This window comes from Mesorhizobium sp. B1-1-5 (assembly GCF_006443065.1).
In the GTDB taxonomy this organism is placed as follows: Bacteria; Pseudomonadota; Alphaproteobacteria; order Rhizobiales; family Rhizobiaceae; genus Mesorhizobium.
In genome coordinates this window covers 1-13,286 of the sequence record NZ_VFWS01000140.1, presented here as the reverse complement: position 1 = coordinate 13,286, position 13,286 = coordinate 1, and the positions used below count along the sequence as shown (strand labels likewise).

Below are 13,286 nucleotides of genomic sequence, written 5' to 3'. Positions count from 1 at the left end.
TCGGCTTTGCAAAGAAGCATTTCGCAATTTTTTTCCAGTTTTTGATGCGGCTATTTGTGCCATCGTTCGGCGCGCCCTCTTCCAGCCCTGATATCCGCGCGGCCGAGCGGCGCCGGCTCCGACGTGGTGACCGGCACCTCGTTTGCCGCCGCGACCGTTTCCGGCGCCATCGCCAATTTGATCCACGCCTCGCCTGACCGCTCGGCCGATGAAATCGAGAAGGCGCTTGCCACCACCGCAAAGGATCTCGGCCCGAAGGGGCGGGACAATGACGGCTATGGGTTGCTGGACGTCAAGGCGGCTGGGGCGGCGAAGGAGTGAGTTTGGGCACCGCTCGGGGCCAAACTCAGTAGTTGGCTGCTGCCGGACGGGTATTGGGCGACGCCGAATGAGACGTTTCGCTATACGAGCTCAAGAAGCTCGATACGGTTCCCAAATGGGTCGCTGACATAGATGCGCCTGATGCCCGGCAGATCAGCGTCAAACCGGAATCCGATGCTCCTCGACTGAAGTGCGGCGATTGTTTGATCTAATTTTTCTACCCGGAACGCAGGATGCGCTTTCTTGGCAGGAGCAAACGGCTTCTCCACGCCCAAATGAACCTTAACGCTCCCGCTCTCGAACCATGCTCCACCGCGCGAACGCAGTTCCTCAGGTTTATCGACTTCGCGAAGGCCGAGGACGCCACAGTAGAAGTTCCGTGCGGCCTGCTCTTCGCCTTCAGGCATAGCCAACTGGATATGGTGCAATTCAAGAATCATGCAGCTTTCCCGGCGACCTCTATCGCGTTTTACTTGAATGAAAGCGTCCGTTAGGGAACTCCGCCGCTCAAGGTAGTTGAGTCTAATCTCTACGCCGGCGCTCCGGCCACCGATCCCCGCACCACCAGATCGACCGGCCAGACCTCGCCCCGCGCGCCTTCCTCCAACCCCGATATCCGCGCCGCCAGCCGTTCTGCGACACGCGCCCCGGCGAGGCGGATCGAGGAGCGCGTCGTCGACAGCGGCACCGGGAAATTCTCCGGCCGCAGCCAGGGGAAGACGTCGTCATGGGCAACCAGCGACAAGTCGCCCGGAATGGTGAGGCCGAGATCGCGCACGGCGCGCACGACGCCCAGCGCCATGATCAGGCTGGAGCAGACGATCGCCGTCGGCGGCTCAGCCTCCTCGAGCAGGCGGCGTGCGGCGCGGTAGCCGTTTTCCTCGGTCATCGCCACCGAACGGATGTGGCGCTCGCCGAGCGCCAGCCCGTTCGCGACAAGCGCGCGGCGCATGCCGCGCTCGCGGTGGATGGCGAAAGTCTCGCGATCATTGCCGTTGATCAGCGCCAGGCGCTTGTGGCCGAGCTGGATCAGCAGTCTCGACGCTTCGTGGAAGGCGCCCTCATTGTCGATGTCGAGATAGGAATAGTCGAAATCGAAGCCTTCGCTGCGGCCATGGACGATGAAAGGGATGCCCAGCGTGTTGACCAGCGCCAGCCGCTTATCGGCCGGCCGCGGCGAGGACAGGTAGACGGCGTCGACCTGGCGGTTGGCGACGATGCGCCGGTAGGTCGTTTCCTCGTCGTCGGCATCGGCGGGCGAAAGCACAAGGTCGAGCTCATGCGAACGGGCATAGTCGCCGAGGCCGGAGAGGAATTCGACGAAGTGCGGATCGATGTCGACGGCGGCCCCGGTCGGCAGCACATAGCCGATCATTCCCGACTTGCCGGTGGCGAGCCGGCGCGCGCTGGGGTTCGGCCGGTAGCCATGGCGCTTGGCGGCATCCATAACCCGGCGCCGGGTCTCCTCGTTGACCTCGGGGTAGCCGTTCAGCGCCCGGCTCACCGTGGTCTGCGAGAGCGACAGCATATGCGACAGCTGCTTGAGGTTCATCGGAGGCCTCCAGCCTCAAAGCGCTTTCAATTTTGAATCAATCTGACGATTGTTGGCGAGATCATCAAGCATGACGACCTTAGAGGCCAGACAGCATCGTTTGAAGCAAAATTGCTGCTGCATTGCCAAAAAAGCATGCTGCACCGCACTTTTCTCGCCCCGTCTCCTCGAATTTAAATCGATTAATCAAGTCGCCCTCTTGACTCCCGGAAGATTCAATGGCGAGATCAAAATAGCCAAAGCGCTTTGGAAGTCTCTTCGAAAGGTTGCGGTTGCCCTTTCGCTGAGTCACAGTTCCGCGGCGTCGGCGGACGAGATGGAGGTTTCGTCCTTTTTGTGATCACTGGGAGGACTTGCGATGAAGAAAATGCTTCTCTTGGGTGCGGCGTTCGCGGCACTCACCCTCAGCCTGCCGGCCCAAGCCGAATTGAAGTTCAAGCCGGGCGAGGATTCGAAATTTCATTGGGCGAACTACGACGACCTCAAAAAGGTCGACCTCAAGGGCGAGACGCTGACCATCTTCGGGCCGTGGCGCGGCGAGGACGAGGCGCTTGTGCGTTCGGTTCTCGACTATTTCCAGGAAGCGACCGGCGCGGAGGTGAAATATTCCTCGTCCGAGAATTATGAGCAGCAGATCGTCATCGACACCCAGGCCGGCAGCCCGCCCAACATCGCCGTCCTGCCGCAGCCCGGTCTCATCCAGGATCTTGCTTCCAAGGGCGTGCTGACCCCGCTGGGCGACGACGTCGCGACCTGGATCAAGGACAACTATGCCGCCGGCGATTCCTGGGCCAAGCTCGGCACCTATAATGGCAAGGACGGCAAGCCGGGCTTCTACGCCTTTCCCTACAAGATCGACGTGAAGGGGCTCGTCTGGTACTCGCCCGATAATTTCGACGAGGCCGGCTACAAGGTGCCGAAGACCCAGGAAGAACTCGCCGATCTGGAGAAGAAGATCGTCGCCGACGGCGGCAAGCCCTGGTGCATCGGGCTCGGTTCGGGCGGCGCCACCGGCTGGCCGGCGACCGACTGGGTCGAGGACATCATGCTCAGGACGCAGCCGCCGGAAGTCTACGACAAGTGGGTGAAGAACGAGATTCCGTTCACCGACCCGGCCGTGGTCAACGCCATCGACATCTTCGGCAAGATCGCCACCGACGACAAGATGGTGGACGGCGGCGCCAAGGCGGTCGCGGCGACCGACTTCCGCGACAGCCCGAAGGGCCTCTTCACCGTGCCGCCCAAGTGCTACATGCACCACCAGGCATCGTTCATCCCCTCCTTCTTCCCGGAAAACGTGAAGCTCGGCCAGGACGCCGACTTCTTCCCCTACCCGCCTTACGCCTCCAAGCCGGAACTGGGCACGCCGCTGGAAGTGGCCGGCACGCTGGTGATGATCACCAAGGATTCCAAGGCCTCGCGCGAGTTCATCAAGTTCCTCGAGATGCCGCTCGCGCATGAATTGTGGATGGCGCAGAAGAGCTTCGTTACCCCCTTCAAGGCGGCCAACAAGGAGGCCTATGGCAGCGATGCGCTGAAGAAGCAGGGCGAGATCCTGGTCGGCGCCACGACGGTTCGGTTCGACGGATCCGACCTGATGCCGGGCAAGATCGGCGCGGGTTCGTTCTGGACCGGCATGGTCGACCTGGTGGGCGGCAAGTCCGCGCAGGACGTCGCCGCCGACATCCAGAAAAGCTGGGACGGCATCAAATAGCATCCTGAAATCTTCCTAATCCTCCTATGGACCCGGGCTACGGCCCGGGTCCGACCGGCGGTCCGCGCCGGAAGCCTTCGCGTTTCGATTGTTCCGAATAACCGAAAGTCGGTGCATCCGATCGCCAGCCTCGGCCGGCCGGTCATGCGCAGGGAGAGGGACCCATGGCGGCTCAGATTTTCTCGGCCATATTCGTCATCATCATCGGCGTCGGCGGCTGTGTCGCCTATTTCTGGGGCGCCAACAAACTGCTCGATCTCGTCTTCCCGTCACGCGGCGTCTCGGGCACCGCCGCCGTCGACAATTTGCGCCGGCAGGGAATGGTGCGGCCCTGGCTGTTCGTCGGCCCGGCGATGATCATCCTGACGGTCTACCTGATCTACCCGGTGATCGCGACGCTGTGGCTCTCCTTCTACGATCGCGGCGGCACCAATTTCGTCGGGCTCGCCAATTATGAATGGGCGGTCGGCGATCACGATTTGCGCAACTCGATCTTCAACAACATCCTGTGGCTGGCCGTGGTGCCGGCTGCCTGCACCTTCCTCGGCCTGATCATCGCCGTGCTCACCGACAAGATCTGGTGGGGCACCATCGCCAAGAGCCTGATCTTCCTGCCGCTGGCGATCTCCTTCGTCGGCGCCAGCGTGATCTGGAAATTCATCTACGAGTATCGCGGCGAGGGCCAGGTGCAGATCGGCCTGCTCAACGCCATCATCCAATATTTCGGCGGCCAGCCGCAGGTTTGGATATCGCTGCCGTTCTGGAACAATTTCTTCCTGATGATCATCCTGATCTGGATCCAGACCGGCTTTGCGATGGTCATCCTGTCGTCGGCGCTGCGCGGCATTCCGGAAGAGACGCTGGAAGCGGCCGTGATCGACGGGGCCAACGCGTTCCAGATCTTCTGGAAGATCATGGTGCCGCAAATCTGGGGCACGATCGCCGTGGTGTGGACCACCATCACCATCCTGGTGCTAAAAGTGTTCGACATCGTGCTGACCATGACCAACGGCCAATGGAACAGCCAGGTGCTGGCCAATCTGATGTTCGACTGGATGTTCCGCGGCGGCGGCGATTTCGGCCGCGGCGCGACCATCGCCATCATCATCATGATCGCGGTCATCCCGATCATGGTCTGGAACATCCGCCAGGCCAACAAAGAGACGGGAGGGCACTGAGATGGCGACCAAGACCGGAAAGTCCTTTGTCGGCCGCTTCGGCGTTCATATCGCCGTGCTCGTCTTCGTGGCGATCTGGACCATCCCCACCCTCGGCATCCTCGTCTCGTCGCTGCGCGACAAGGACCAGATCGTCGCCTCCGGCTGGTGGAACTCCTTCGCCAGTTCCAGCCAGAGCGAGGCGGGACGGTTGCCGGGCGCGTCGGGCCAAACCCAGAAGGACGGCAAATACGTCATCGAGGGCAATATCTTCGGCGATGGCCCCAAGCGCGAGATCAGCGCCTTCGGCGTGAAGTCCTCCGCGCCGACGCAGTACAAGGCGGGATCGGTTGCCGACCTCAATGACGGCGTCACGCTGCAGATGAATGCCGACGGCGGCTTCGTGCTGTCGTCACCGAAGGCCTTCGAAGGCGACCGCGGCCAGCGCGTCTATTTCGCTTCCTCGGCGCCGCCGAAATTCACCACGGACAATTACGATGCGGTGCTGTTTTCAGAAGGCATCGGCCGCTCGTTCATGAACTCGCTGACGGTTACGATCCCGGCGACGATCATCCCCATCCTGATCGCAGCCTTCGCAGCCTACGCGCTGGCCTGGATGCGCTTTCCCGGCCGGCCGCTGCTGATCGCGGTGATCATCGGCCTTCTGGTGGTTCCGCTGCAGATGTCGCTGATCCCGCTGCTCAGGCTCTATAACGGGGTCGGCGCCTTCTTCGGCGTGCCGTCCAAGACCTATCTCGGCATATGGCTGGCACATACCGGCTTCGGCCTGCCTTTCGCCATCTACCTGCTGAGGAGCTATATCGCCGGCCTGCCGCGCGAGATCATGGAATCGGCACGCATCGACGGCGCCAGCGACTTCGAGATCTTCGTCAAGATCGTGTTGCCGCTGTCGTTCCCGGTGCTTGCCTCCTTCGCCATCTTCCAGTTCCTGTGGGTATGGAACGATCTGCTGGTGGCGATGGTTTTCCTTGGCACGGCGCCCGATCAGATCGTGCTGACAGCCAAGCTCAACGCGCTGCTCGGCTCGCGCGGCGGCAAGTGGGAGATCCTGACCACATCGGCGTTCATCACCATCATCGTGCCGCTGTTCGTGTTCTTCTCGCTGCAGCGCTATTTCGTCCGCGGGCTGCTTGCCGGCTCGGTGAAAGGAGGTTGAAGATATGCAATCGGCTTTGAAGGCGACGTCGCAGCCAGACCCGGCCGTCGACCGCGACTGGTGGCGGGGCGCGGTGATCTACCAGATTTACCCGCGCTCCTATCAAGACTCCAATGGCGACGGCATCGGCGACCTGAAGGGCATTGTCCAGCGCCTGCCCTATATCGCTTCGCTCGGCGTCGACGCCATCTGGATCTCGCCCTTCTTCAAATCGCCGATGAAGGATTTCGGCTACGACGTGTCGGATTATTGCGACGTCGACCCGATGTTCGGAACGCTCGCCGATTTCGACGCGCTGGTGACGGAAGCCCATCGGCTGGGGCTCAAGGTGATGATCGACGAGGTGCTGTCGCACACCGCCGACATCCACCCCTGGTTCAAGGAAAGCCGTTCCAGCCGCAACAATCCGAAAGCCGACTGGTATGTGTGGGCGGACGCAAAACCCGACGGCACGCCGCCCAACAACTGGCTGTCGATCTTCGGCGGCTCGGCCTGGCAGTGGGACACCAGCCGCCAGCAATATTACCTGCACAATTTCCTGGCCGAGCAGCCCGACCTCAACTTCCACAACGCAGAAGTTCAGGACGCGCTGCTCGACATCACCCGCTTCTGGCTGGAGCGCGGCGTTGACGGCTTCCGCCTCGACACGATCAATTTCTACTTCCACAGCCAAGGGCTGGAGGACAATCCGCCGCTGCCGCCGGAACAGCGCAACGACCAGACGGCGCCCGCGGTCAATCCCTACAATTATCAGGACCACATCTACGACAAGAGCCGGCCGGAGAATCTCGGCTTCCTGGAGCGCTTCCGCGCGCTTCTCGACGAATATCCGGCGCAGGCGGCCGTCGGCGAGGTGGGCGATTCCCAGCGCGGCCTGGAGGTGGTCGCCGCCTACACCGCCGACGGCAAGCGCGTGCATATGTGCTATTCCTTCGACTTCCTGGCGCCGGAGAAGATCAGCGCGGCGAAAGCGCGCGCGGTGCTGGAGGCCTTCGGCACGGTCGCCAGCGACGGCTGGTCGTGCTGGGCCTTCTCCAACCATGACGTGATGCGGGTCGCCTCGCGCTGGGCCGCCAACGAGGCGGATCCGACCGCCTATCTGAAGGTGATCTCGGCGCTTTTGATGTCGCTGCGCGGCTCGGTCTGCATCTATCAAGGCGAAGAGCTCGGCCTTGGCGAGGCGGAGCTGAAGTTCGAGGACCTGCAGGATCCCTACGGCATCCGGTTCTGGCCGGAGTTCAAGGGTCGCGACGGCTGCCGCACGCCGATGGTTTGGGACGCGGCCGCCAAGAATGGCGGTTTCTCGACCGCCAAGCCGTGGCTGCCGGTGCCGGGCAAGCACCTGTCGCAGGCCGTCAACGTGCAGCAGGGCGATGCAAGCTCGCTGCTCGAACATTACCGCCGCTTCCTCGCCTTCCGGCGCCAGCATCCGGCGCTGGCCAAGGGCGACATCGACTTTATCGAAAGCGATGGCGATACCGTCGCCTTCACGCGCCGCGAGGGCAATGAGCGGATCGTCTGCGCGTTCAACCTCGGCGGCAAGCCCGCCGAGGTCGATCTCGGCAAAGGTGCGCTGCAACCCTTGCCCGGGCACGGCTTTTCGGGACAGACTGGCACCGGGCGGGTCCGCCTCGGCGGCTACGGCGCCTGGTTTGGACGCATCGACTGAACTTCTAAAACAGGAATCAACGGGAGAAGAAAAACATGGCCGATGTCACGCTCAACCAGGTGAAGAAATCATACGGCAACCTCAACATTCTCCACGGCATCGACCTCGATATCAAATCAGGCGAGTTCATCGTCTTCGTCGGGCCGTCGGGTTGCGGCAAGTCGACGTTGCTGAGATCGATCGCCGGCCTCGAGGAGATCACTTCGGGCGAGCTGAAGATCGACGGCGAGGTGGTGAACGACGTGCCGCCGTCGAAGCGGGGAATCGCCATGGTGTTCCAGTCCTATGCGCTCTATCCGCATATGACGGTTTACGACAACATGGCCTTCTCGATGAAGATCGGCAAGGAAAGCAAGGCCGAGATCGACAAGCGCGTGCGCCAGGCGGCGGAGATCCTGCAACTGACCAAATATCTCGACCGCCTGCCCAAGGCGATGTCGGGCGGCCAGCGCCAGCGCGTCGCTATCGGCCGCGCCATCGTGCGCAACCCGAAGGTGTTCCTGTTCGACGAGCCGTTGTCGAATCTCGACGCAGCACTGCGCGTCGCCACCCGCATCGAGATCGCCAAGCTCAAGGAATCGATGCCGAACACCACCATGATCTACGTCACGCACGACCAGGTCGAGGCGATGACGCTGGCGGACCGCATCGTGGTCTTGAAGGAAGGCGTTATCGAGCAGGTCGGCACGCCAATGGAACTCTACAAGCGGCCCGGCAACCTGTTCGTCGCCCAGTTCATCGGCTCGCCGGCCATGAACATATTGCCGGCAAAGATCGAGAAAGCGGGCAATCCGACGGTGGTCAGCCATGTCGGCGGCCGCAAGGCGACGGTGCCGATCGCGACGCCGGCCTCGGCCAATGGCGCGGCGGTCAGCTTCGGCGTGCGGCCGGAGGATCTGGCGATCGCCACAGGTGCGGACTATCTGTTCGAAGGCAAGGTCGACTATATCGAGCAGCTCGGCGAGGTTCAGCTCGTCTACATCGATATCGGCCGCGCCGACCTGCCGCTGGTTGCCAAGCTGCCGGGCAATGTCGAGGTCAAGCGCGGCGAGACGCTGCGGCTCAATGCCGGCGGCGGCGATCTGCACATCTTCGACGCCGACGGCCATTCGTTCACGCTGCATCGCGAGGAAGCAAAGGCTGCCTGACGCTACCGGCAGGCCGGCGTTCCCGGCAAAAAAAGAGAGCGGCGGGCCTGGCCCGCCGCTCTCTCTTTCAAGTCACAGTCGGCTGTCAACGGTTGCCGAAGTGGTCGCGGTCGGCACCCTGAGGCGCCGACTTCTGCACGTCGCGCGACGAGTTCAGCAGCTTGTAGACAGGCGAGTCGGTGCCGATCGACGACGTAGGGGTGGTATCGACCGCCGGGGCCGGCTGGTTGACGCCACTGTGGTTGTAATTGTCGCTGCCCGCAAAAGCAGCGCCGGAAACGGCCAACAGGGCGGCCGTGGCAAGAACGATCTTCTTCATTTCAGTGCTCCTGAATCTTGCGGTCCGACCGATGCGGCGGGCGAGCCCGCCGCCGGTTCAAGTCGGCCGTTAGTTGTTGCCGAAAAGGTTGTGGTCGGCGCCCGTCGTGGCAGGCCGCTGAGTGGCCGGCGCAGACTGACGGACCGCAGCCGTGTAGGACGAGTCGACCTTGGCCGCCGCCTGATTGGCTTCATTCGGGTTGTAATGGTCGCTACCAGCAAAGGCGCTGCCAGAAATTGCCAGAAGGGCTGCGGCAGTGAGAACAATCTTTTTCATTTTTGCTACTCCAGTATCTTTAATCAGTCCGTCTAGCGGCGTGTCTTGGGAGTGAAATCGCGTCGTTCGGACAGCGCTGATTTGGGTGAGCGGACGGCCGGATTCCAATCACGAAGTTTTTCCGTCTGGACCATGATTGCGCATCTTGAAGTTTTGATAAGCATGCCTATGACTCTATTTTTATCGCGCTTAATCAATAACTTATGCGAATTTTACCGTTGGCTCACCAAATGTATCGGAGCGCCGACGTTCACACTGTGCTGCACGCACCGTCAACAGAAACGAACCGTTCAGTTCGATTTTAGAATCTCCTAATAGTCACTTTTCGATACTATTAACCATCGCATCCCCGTTCCATGGGCCGATTCGGCCCGCTCCAAGACTGTGTTCAGGCTGAAGGCCAAGGGGCATCGCGCCGGAATGGGTCGCGGTCGCCCTGCTTGTCGGTGCCCGAAATCGGGGCTCGAACCGCGAATTGAACGCCAAAATGGTCGAGATGGCGCCGTTATGGCTTGCCTTGCCAAGCTAGGATCGAGTGTTTACAGGCGTTGTCCAGGGGTCAGGACAACGATTACGACCGGCGCAGCCGCCGGCCGGAATTGCAGAGCGGGGGTCAAGGACATGCCTCTTTCCGACGTCTACGCAGTTGCGGGCCGGGACATCGTTTTCGAATCCTTCGACGGCGAAGCTGTCGTGCTCGACCTCTCCAACGGCAAATATTTCGGCTTCTCCGATTCCGGCAGCAAAGTGTGGCAGGCGCTGTCCTCGGGTGTCGGCACCGAAGCGCTGATCCGATCGGCCGCTGCCAGGATCGATGCCGCCGCGATCGAGGCATTCATTACGCAGCTGGTCGAGTTCGGGCTGCTGGCGCCTTCCAGCGCAACGCCGCTGCCGTCATCCGACGATTTGCCAGCGGCGCTGGCTGCGGCGAACGAACCGCTCAACGTCAGCGTCCATGACGACCTTGCCGACTTGATCCTCGTCGACCCGATCCACGAAGTCGAGGAGCCGCTCGGCTGGCCGGCCGTCAAGCAGGTTTCCTGAGCGACAGGCGAAGGAGTCAGGCCAGGCCGGAACAGACCATGCCACGCGTGACGCTCGAGACCCTGCCGGACTATGCCCGCTTTCTCATCGCCGCCGCCGAAGGCGCGGCCGGGCAGTTTCCGGTCCAACGTGCTGTGCGCCTGCCGGGGCTGGAATTGATCGCGCATCTCGATCCCGGCGCGCTCGCGGATGCCCTTGGCCAGGCCTTCATCGAAGCCGAAGGCGATCCGCGGGACTCCCGCCAATGCCGTGTCTTCATCGGCCATCCAGGCGTCGGCGACATGCCGGAACCGGCAAGCTGGGGCGATGCGCATTTCACCGAGCACGGCTTTGCCCGGAAACTGGCCGAGGCAGGGCTGCGCGGCCATCATTACCACGATCTGGATTTCTGGCAGGTCTACGATCCCGACCGGCGGATCGGCGTCCAGTTGATGCGGTCTCCCGCTGCGTTTCCGCCTTGGGAGCAGGGGGCGCCGCTGCGCGCCTTCCTGCACTGGGAATACGCCGCGCGCGGCATGCGCCTTGCCCATGCCGGCGCGCTCGGCCTCGACGGCAGGGGCGTGCTGCTGGCAGGCGCCGGGGGTGCGGGAAAATCCGGAACCGTCGTTGCAGGACTGCTCAACGGGCTGGATAGCGTCGGCGACGATTACGTGCTGATCGACCTTTCCGGCGGCGTGACCGCGCGACCGCTGTTTTCGATCCTGAAGCAGGATCCGCCGGGTTTCGCCCGGCTCGGGCTGGAAAGGCGGCTGGGAGCCGACCGTTCGCTCAACTGGCAAGGCAAGCATGCCTTCCACATTCACGAGATCGCGCCCCGGCCAGTACGTGAGAGTCTGGACATTTGCGCGTTGCTGGTGCCACATGTCAGCGGCGGAAAGACAAGTTCGATCGCACCGATTTCGCGCAAGGATGCCATCATCGCGCTGGCGCCGTCCGGTATCGCGCAGATGCCTGGCGAACGCGAAAGCGGTTTTCGCTTCTTCAGCGATCTGACCCGGCTACTGCCATGCTACCGGATTTCGCTTGGGTCACGCCCAGAAGAAATCGCCGGTACGATTGCGGATTTCCTTGTCCGGAGCGCCCGGTGAAGTTGAGCGTGATCATGCCTGTCTACAACCGCGAGCGCTATGTCGTTGCGGCATTGCGTTCGCTCATCAGGCAGCGCGACGCCGCCGATCTCGACATCATCGTCATCGATGACGGCTCGACGGATGGATCGGCTCAAGCGGTGCGCGCCATGATGGACGAAGCACCGTGCATCCGGTTGTTCCAGCAGGAGAACATGGGCGTGACCCAGGCGCGCAACAGCGGGCTCAGCCGGCTCAATCCGGAGACCGAACTGGTGTCCTTTCTCGATTCGGACGACATCTCGCCGGCCGGGCGCTTCGCGGCGGATCTGGACCTTTTCAGGCGCGATCCCTCTCTCGAGCTCACCTATTCCAGGATGATGCTGGTCGACAGGATCGACGACGAGACGCTGGAGCCGACCCGCGACAGCAACAGCATCACGGTTCGCGGCATCCATCTCTCGGCGGCGATCTTCTCGCGCCGTCTGGTCGACCGGATCGGCACCTTCGACGAGGATTTCATCCAGGCCGAGGATACGGACTTCCTGCTGCGCAGCTTCGAGATCGGTCCCCGATGCGCGCTTCCGGACACGCTGGCGCTTTATTACCGGCGGCACGCCGGCAACATGACAAGGCAGCAAGATGTCCAGTCGCGCGAGTTCATGCGCGCGATCTACAAGTCGATGAAGCGGCGCAGGGCCAACCCTTCACTCAAGCCGATCGAAGGCATATTCGAACTGAAGAAACTCGCGGACTGGCAGTTCATGTGATGAGCGCATATGGCGTCGTCATTCCGGCCTACAACGCCAGCGCCACGATCGCGGAGACACTGCGATCGGTGGCAGCGCAGACGTTGCGGCCCGAACTGGTCGTGGTGGTCGACGACGGCTCGACCGACGATCTCGCCGGCGCGATCGGCGGCATCGACCTGCCGCTCAGGCTTTTGCGCCAGGACAATGCCGGACCCGGCAGCGCGACCACCCGCGGCATCGCCGCGCTATCGACGCCCTTCGTCGCCACGCTCGATGCCGACGACCTTTGGCTGCCTGGAAAGATCGCGGCGCAGCTTGCCCATCTCGAACCGCTTCCCGGCACATCTGGGGTCTTCACCCATATGCGCGCCTTCCGCGACGGAGAGCCCTATGCGATGGCCCCGACCGCAACCCCCGGCTGGTCGCGCTCGACGATGCTGATGCGCCGGGAGACCGCGGAGAGCGTCGGCCCGATGGTCGATCCGCCGGGCGGCCGCGGCGAGATGATCGACTGGATCGCCCGCGCGCGGGAAAGCGGTTTTATCCTCGACATGATGCCTGACGTCCTGGCGCTGCGGCGCATCAGGCCGGGGAGCCTGTCCTATGGGCGCGACGCCGCACGCGACCGCGGTTACCTGGAAGTGGCACGCCTGGCCATGCTGCGACGGGCGCAAAGCAAAGCCAGCTCCAGCTGATGGCGAAGATCCGTCGCATCGGCAGGCGTTTTCCAGACTATGGCTGGTCCTGGCCGACCGGCTCGCTCGACCAGTTGCTCAAGGCAGCACTTCTGCCCGACGAAGAGGCGGCGCGCCTTTGCGCCGCCGGCTGGCTGAACGAGAACGACATCGACCACGTCTCCTTCCGGGAACACCGGTTGCTTGCCGCGATTTCCGACAGGTTCGGACGCAAGCTTGCCGGTAACGCCGCTTATCCGCGCCTGGTCGGCCTGCAGAAGATGCTGTGGACCAAGTCGCGCATGGCCATGCGCGAGGCCGAGCCCGCACTGAAGGCGATGGTCGATACCGGCATGGGCATTCGCCCGCTGGCGCCTGAGATCGACACGCCGCCCGGCAAGCCGCTCATCGTCGTC

The 13,286-nt window shown here is 62.7% G+C and carries 13 protein-coding genes and 2 pseudogenes; 11 read left to right on the top strand and 4 right to left on the bottom strand.

Translation table 11 applies throughout. The features are described 5' to 3' along the window. Nucleotides 1-102: 102 nt before the first annotated feature. A pseudogene (locus FJ980_RS26560) lies at nt 103-321 on the top strand (S8 family serine peptidase); the annotation flags it as partial. An 80-nt stretch (nt 322-401) separates the two neighbouring features. Here the strand turns inward: FJ980_RS26560 and FJ980_RS26555 are convergent. Continuing rightward, nucleotides 402-761 (bottom strand): VOC family protein, encoded by a 360-nt coding sequence (locus FJ980_RS26555; RefSeq protein ID WP_140546646.1) that lies wholly within the window; start codon nt 759-761, stop codon nt 402-404. An 89-nt stretch (nt 762-850) separates the two neighbouring features. Next, nucleotides 851-1,873 carry a substrate-binding domain-containing protein gene (locus FJ980_RS26550; protein WP_140546645.1) on the bottom strand — a complete coding sequence of 341 codons (1,023 nt, stop codon included), beginning with the start codon at nt 1,871-1,873 and terminating at the stop codon, nt 851-853. Nucleotides 1,874-2,231: 358 nt separating this feature from the next. On the opposite strand from FJ980_RS26550, the gene FJ980_RS26545 reads away from it, so the two are divergent. From FJ980_RS26545 to ugpC, 5 genes are all read left to right on the top strand, one after another. Further along, a complete protein-coding gene (locus FJ980_RS26545) occupies nt 2,232-3,587 on the top strand; it encodes an ABC transporter substrate-binding protein (protein ID WP_140546644.1) in 1,356 nt (451 codons plus the stop codon). Nucleotides 3,588-3,751: 164 nt separating this feature from the next. Next, complete coding sequence (locus FJ980_RS26540) at nt 3,752-4,765, top strand: sugar ABC transporter permease (protein WP_140546643.1); 1,014 nt, start codon at nt 3,752-3,754, stop codon at nt 4,763-4,765. A gap of 1 nt (nt 4,766) precedes the next feature. Further along, entirely contained in the window at nt 4,767-5,921 is a 1,155-nt protein-coding gene (locus FJ980_RS26535) for a carbohydrate ABC transporter permease (protein WP_140546642.1), read from the top strand. 4 nt (nt 5,922-5,925) lie between these two features. Next, a complete protein-coding gene (locus tag FJ980_RS26530) occupies nt 5,926-7,590 on the top strand; it encodes an alpha-glucosidase (protein WP_140546641.1) in 1,665 nt (554 codons plus the stop codon). Nucleotides 7,591-7,625: 35 nt separating this feature from the next. Beyond that, the gene (gene ugpC, locus FJ980_RS26525) at nt 7,626-8,738 is read left to right on the top strand and encodes a sn-glycerol-3-phosphate ABC transporter ATP-binding protein UgpC (protein WP_140546640.1); all 1,113 of its coding nucleotides are present in this window, start codon (nt 7,626-7,628) and stop codon (nt 8,736-8,738) included. Nucleotides 8,739-8,823: 85 nt separating this feature from the next. Here ugpC and FJ980_RS26520 read toward each other — a convergent pair whose 3' ends face one another. Continuing rightward, nucleotides 8,824-9,057: a DUF680 domain-containing protein gene (locus FJ980_RS26520; protein WP_140546639.1), complete on the bottom strand. Its 234-nt coding sequence runs from the start codon at nt 9,055-9,057 to the stop codon at nt 8,824-8,826. Between the two features lie 69 nt (nt 9,058-9,126). Continuing rightward, nucleotides 9,127-9,333: a DUF680 domain-containing protein gene (locus FJ980_RS26515; protein ID WP_140546638.1), complete on the bottom strand. Its 207-nt coding sequence runs from the start codon at nt 9,331-9,333 to the stop codon at nt 9,127-9,129. Between the two features lie 621 nt (nt 9,334-9,954). Between FJ980_RS26515 and FJ980_RS26510 the strand changes: the two genes are divergently transcribed. The 5 genes and pseudogenes from FJ980_RS26510 to FJ980_RS26490 form a co-directional block, all read left to right on the top strand. Further along, nucleotides 9,955-10,377 (top strand): PqqD family peptide modification chaperone, encoded by a 423-nt coding sequence (locus FJ980_RS26510; protein WP_140546637.1) that lies wholly within the window; start codon nt 9,955-9,957, stop codon nt 10,375-10,377. A gap of 38 nt (nt 10,378-10,415) precedes the next feature. Beyond that, entirely contained in the window at nt 10,416-11,465 is a 1,050-nt protein-coding gene (locus tag FJ980_RS26505) for a serine kinase (RefSeq protein ID WP_140546636.1), read from the top strand. Then, nucleotides 11,462-12,214 (top strand): glycosyltransferase family A protein, encoded by a 753-nt coding sequence (locus FJ980_RS26500; protein ID WP_140546635.1) that lies wholly within the window; start codon nt 11,462-11,464, stop codon nt 12,212-12,214. Before FJ980_RS26505 ends, FJ980_RS26500 begins: the two co-directional genes overlap by 4 nt. Further along, nucleotides 12,214-12,891 (top strand): glycosyltransferase family A protein, encoded by a 678-nt coding sequence (locus tag FJ980_RS26495; RefSeq protein ID WP_140546634.1) that lies wholly within the window; start codon nt 12,214-12,216, stop codon nt 12,889-12,891. Before FJ980_RS26500 ends, FJ980_RS26495 begins: the two co-directional genes overlap by 1 nt. Next, nucleotides 12,891-13,286, top strand: a pseudogene (locus FJ980_RS26490) (hypothetical protein); the annotation flags it as partial. The gene FJ980_RS26495 and the pseudogene FJ980_RS26490, both read left to right, overlap by 1 nt.

Bases quoted from the DNA above. Each gene is read 5' to 3' on its own strand.
- FJ980_RS26545 (WP_140546644.1), top strand. From the start codon at position 2,232: ATGAAGAAAATGCTTCTCTTGGGTGCGGCGTTCGCGGCACTCACCCTC.
- FJ980_RS26505 (WP_140546636.1), top strand. From the start codon at position 10,416: ATGCCACGCGTGACGCTCGAGACCCTGCCGGACTATGCCCGCTTTCTC.
- FJ980_RS26495 (WP_140546634.1), top strand. From the start codon at position 12,214: ATGAGCGCATATGGCGTCGTCATTCCGGCCTACAACGCCAGCGCCACG.
- ugpC (WP_140546640.1), top strand. From the start codon at position 7,626: ATGGCCGATGTCACGCTCAACCAGGTGAAGAAATCATACGGCAACCTC.
- FJ980_RS26550 (WP_140546645.1), bottom strand. From the start codon at position 1,873: ATGAACCTCAAGCAGCTGTCGCATATGCTGTCGCTCTCGCAGACCACG.
- FJ980_RS26530 (WP_140546641.1), top strand. From the start codon at position 5,926: ATGCAATCGGCTTTGAAGGCGACGTCGCAGCCAGACCCGGCCGTCGAC.
- FJ980_RS26555 (WP_140546646.1), bottom strand. From the start codon at position 761: ATGATTCTTGAATTGCACCATATCCAGTTGGCTATGCCTGAAGGCGAA.
- FJ980_RS26520 (WP_140546639.1), bottom strand. From the start codon at position 9,057: ATGAAGAAGATCGTTCTTGCCACGGCCGCCCTGTTGGCCGTTTCCGGC.
- FJ980_RS26535 (WP_140546642.1), top strand. From the start codon at position 4,767: ATGGCGACCAAGACCGGAAAGTCCTTTGTCGGCCGCTTCGGCGTTCAT.
- FJ980_RS26510 (WP_140546637.1), top strand. From the start codon at position 9,955: ATGCCTCTTTCCGACGTCTACGCAGTTGCGGGCCGGGACATCGTTTTC.
- FJ980_RS26540 (WP_140546643.1), top strand. From the start codon at position 3,752: ATGGCGGCTCAGATTTTCTCGGCCATATTCGTCATCATCATCGGCGTC.
- FJ980_RS26515 (WP_140546638.1), bottom strand. From the start codon at position 9,333: ATGAAAAAGATTGTTCTCACTGCCGCAGCCCTTCTGGCAATTTCTGGC.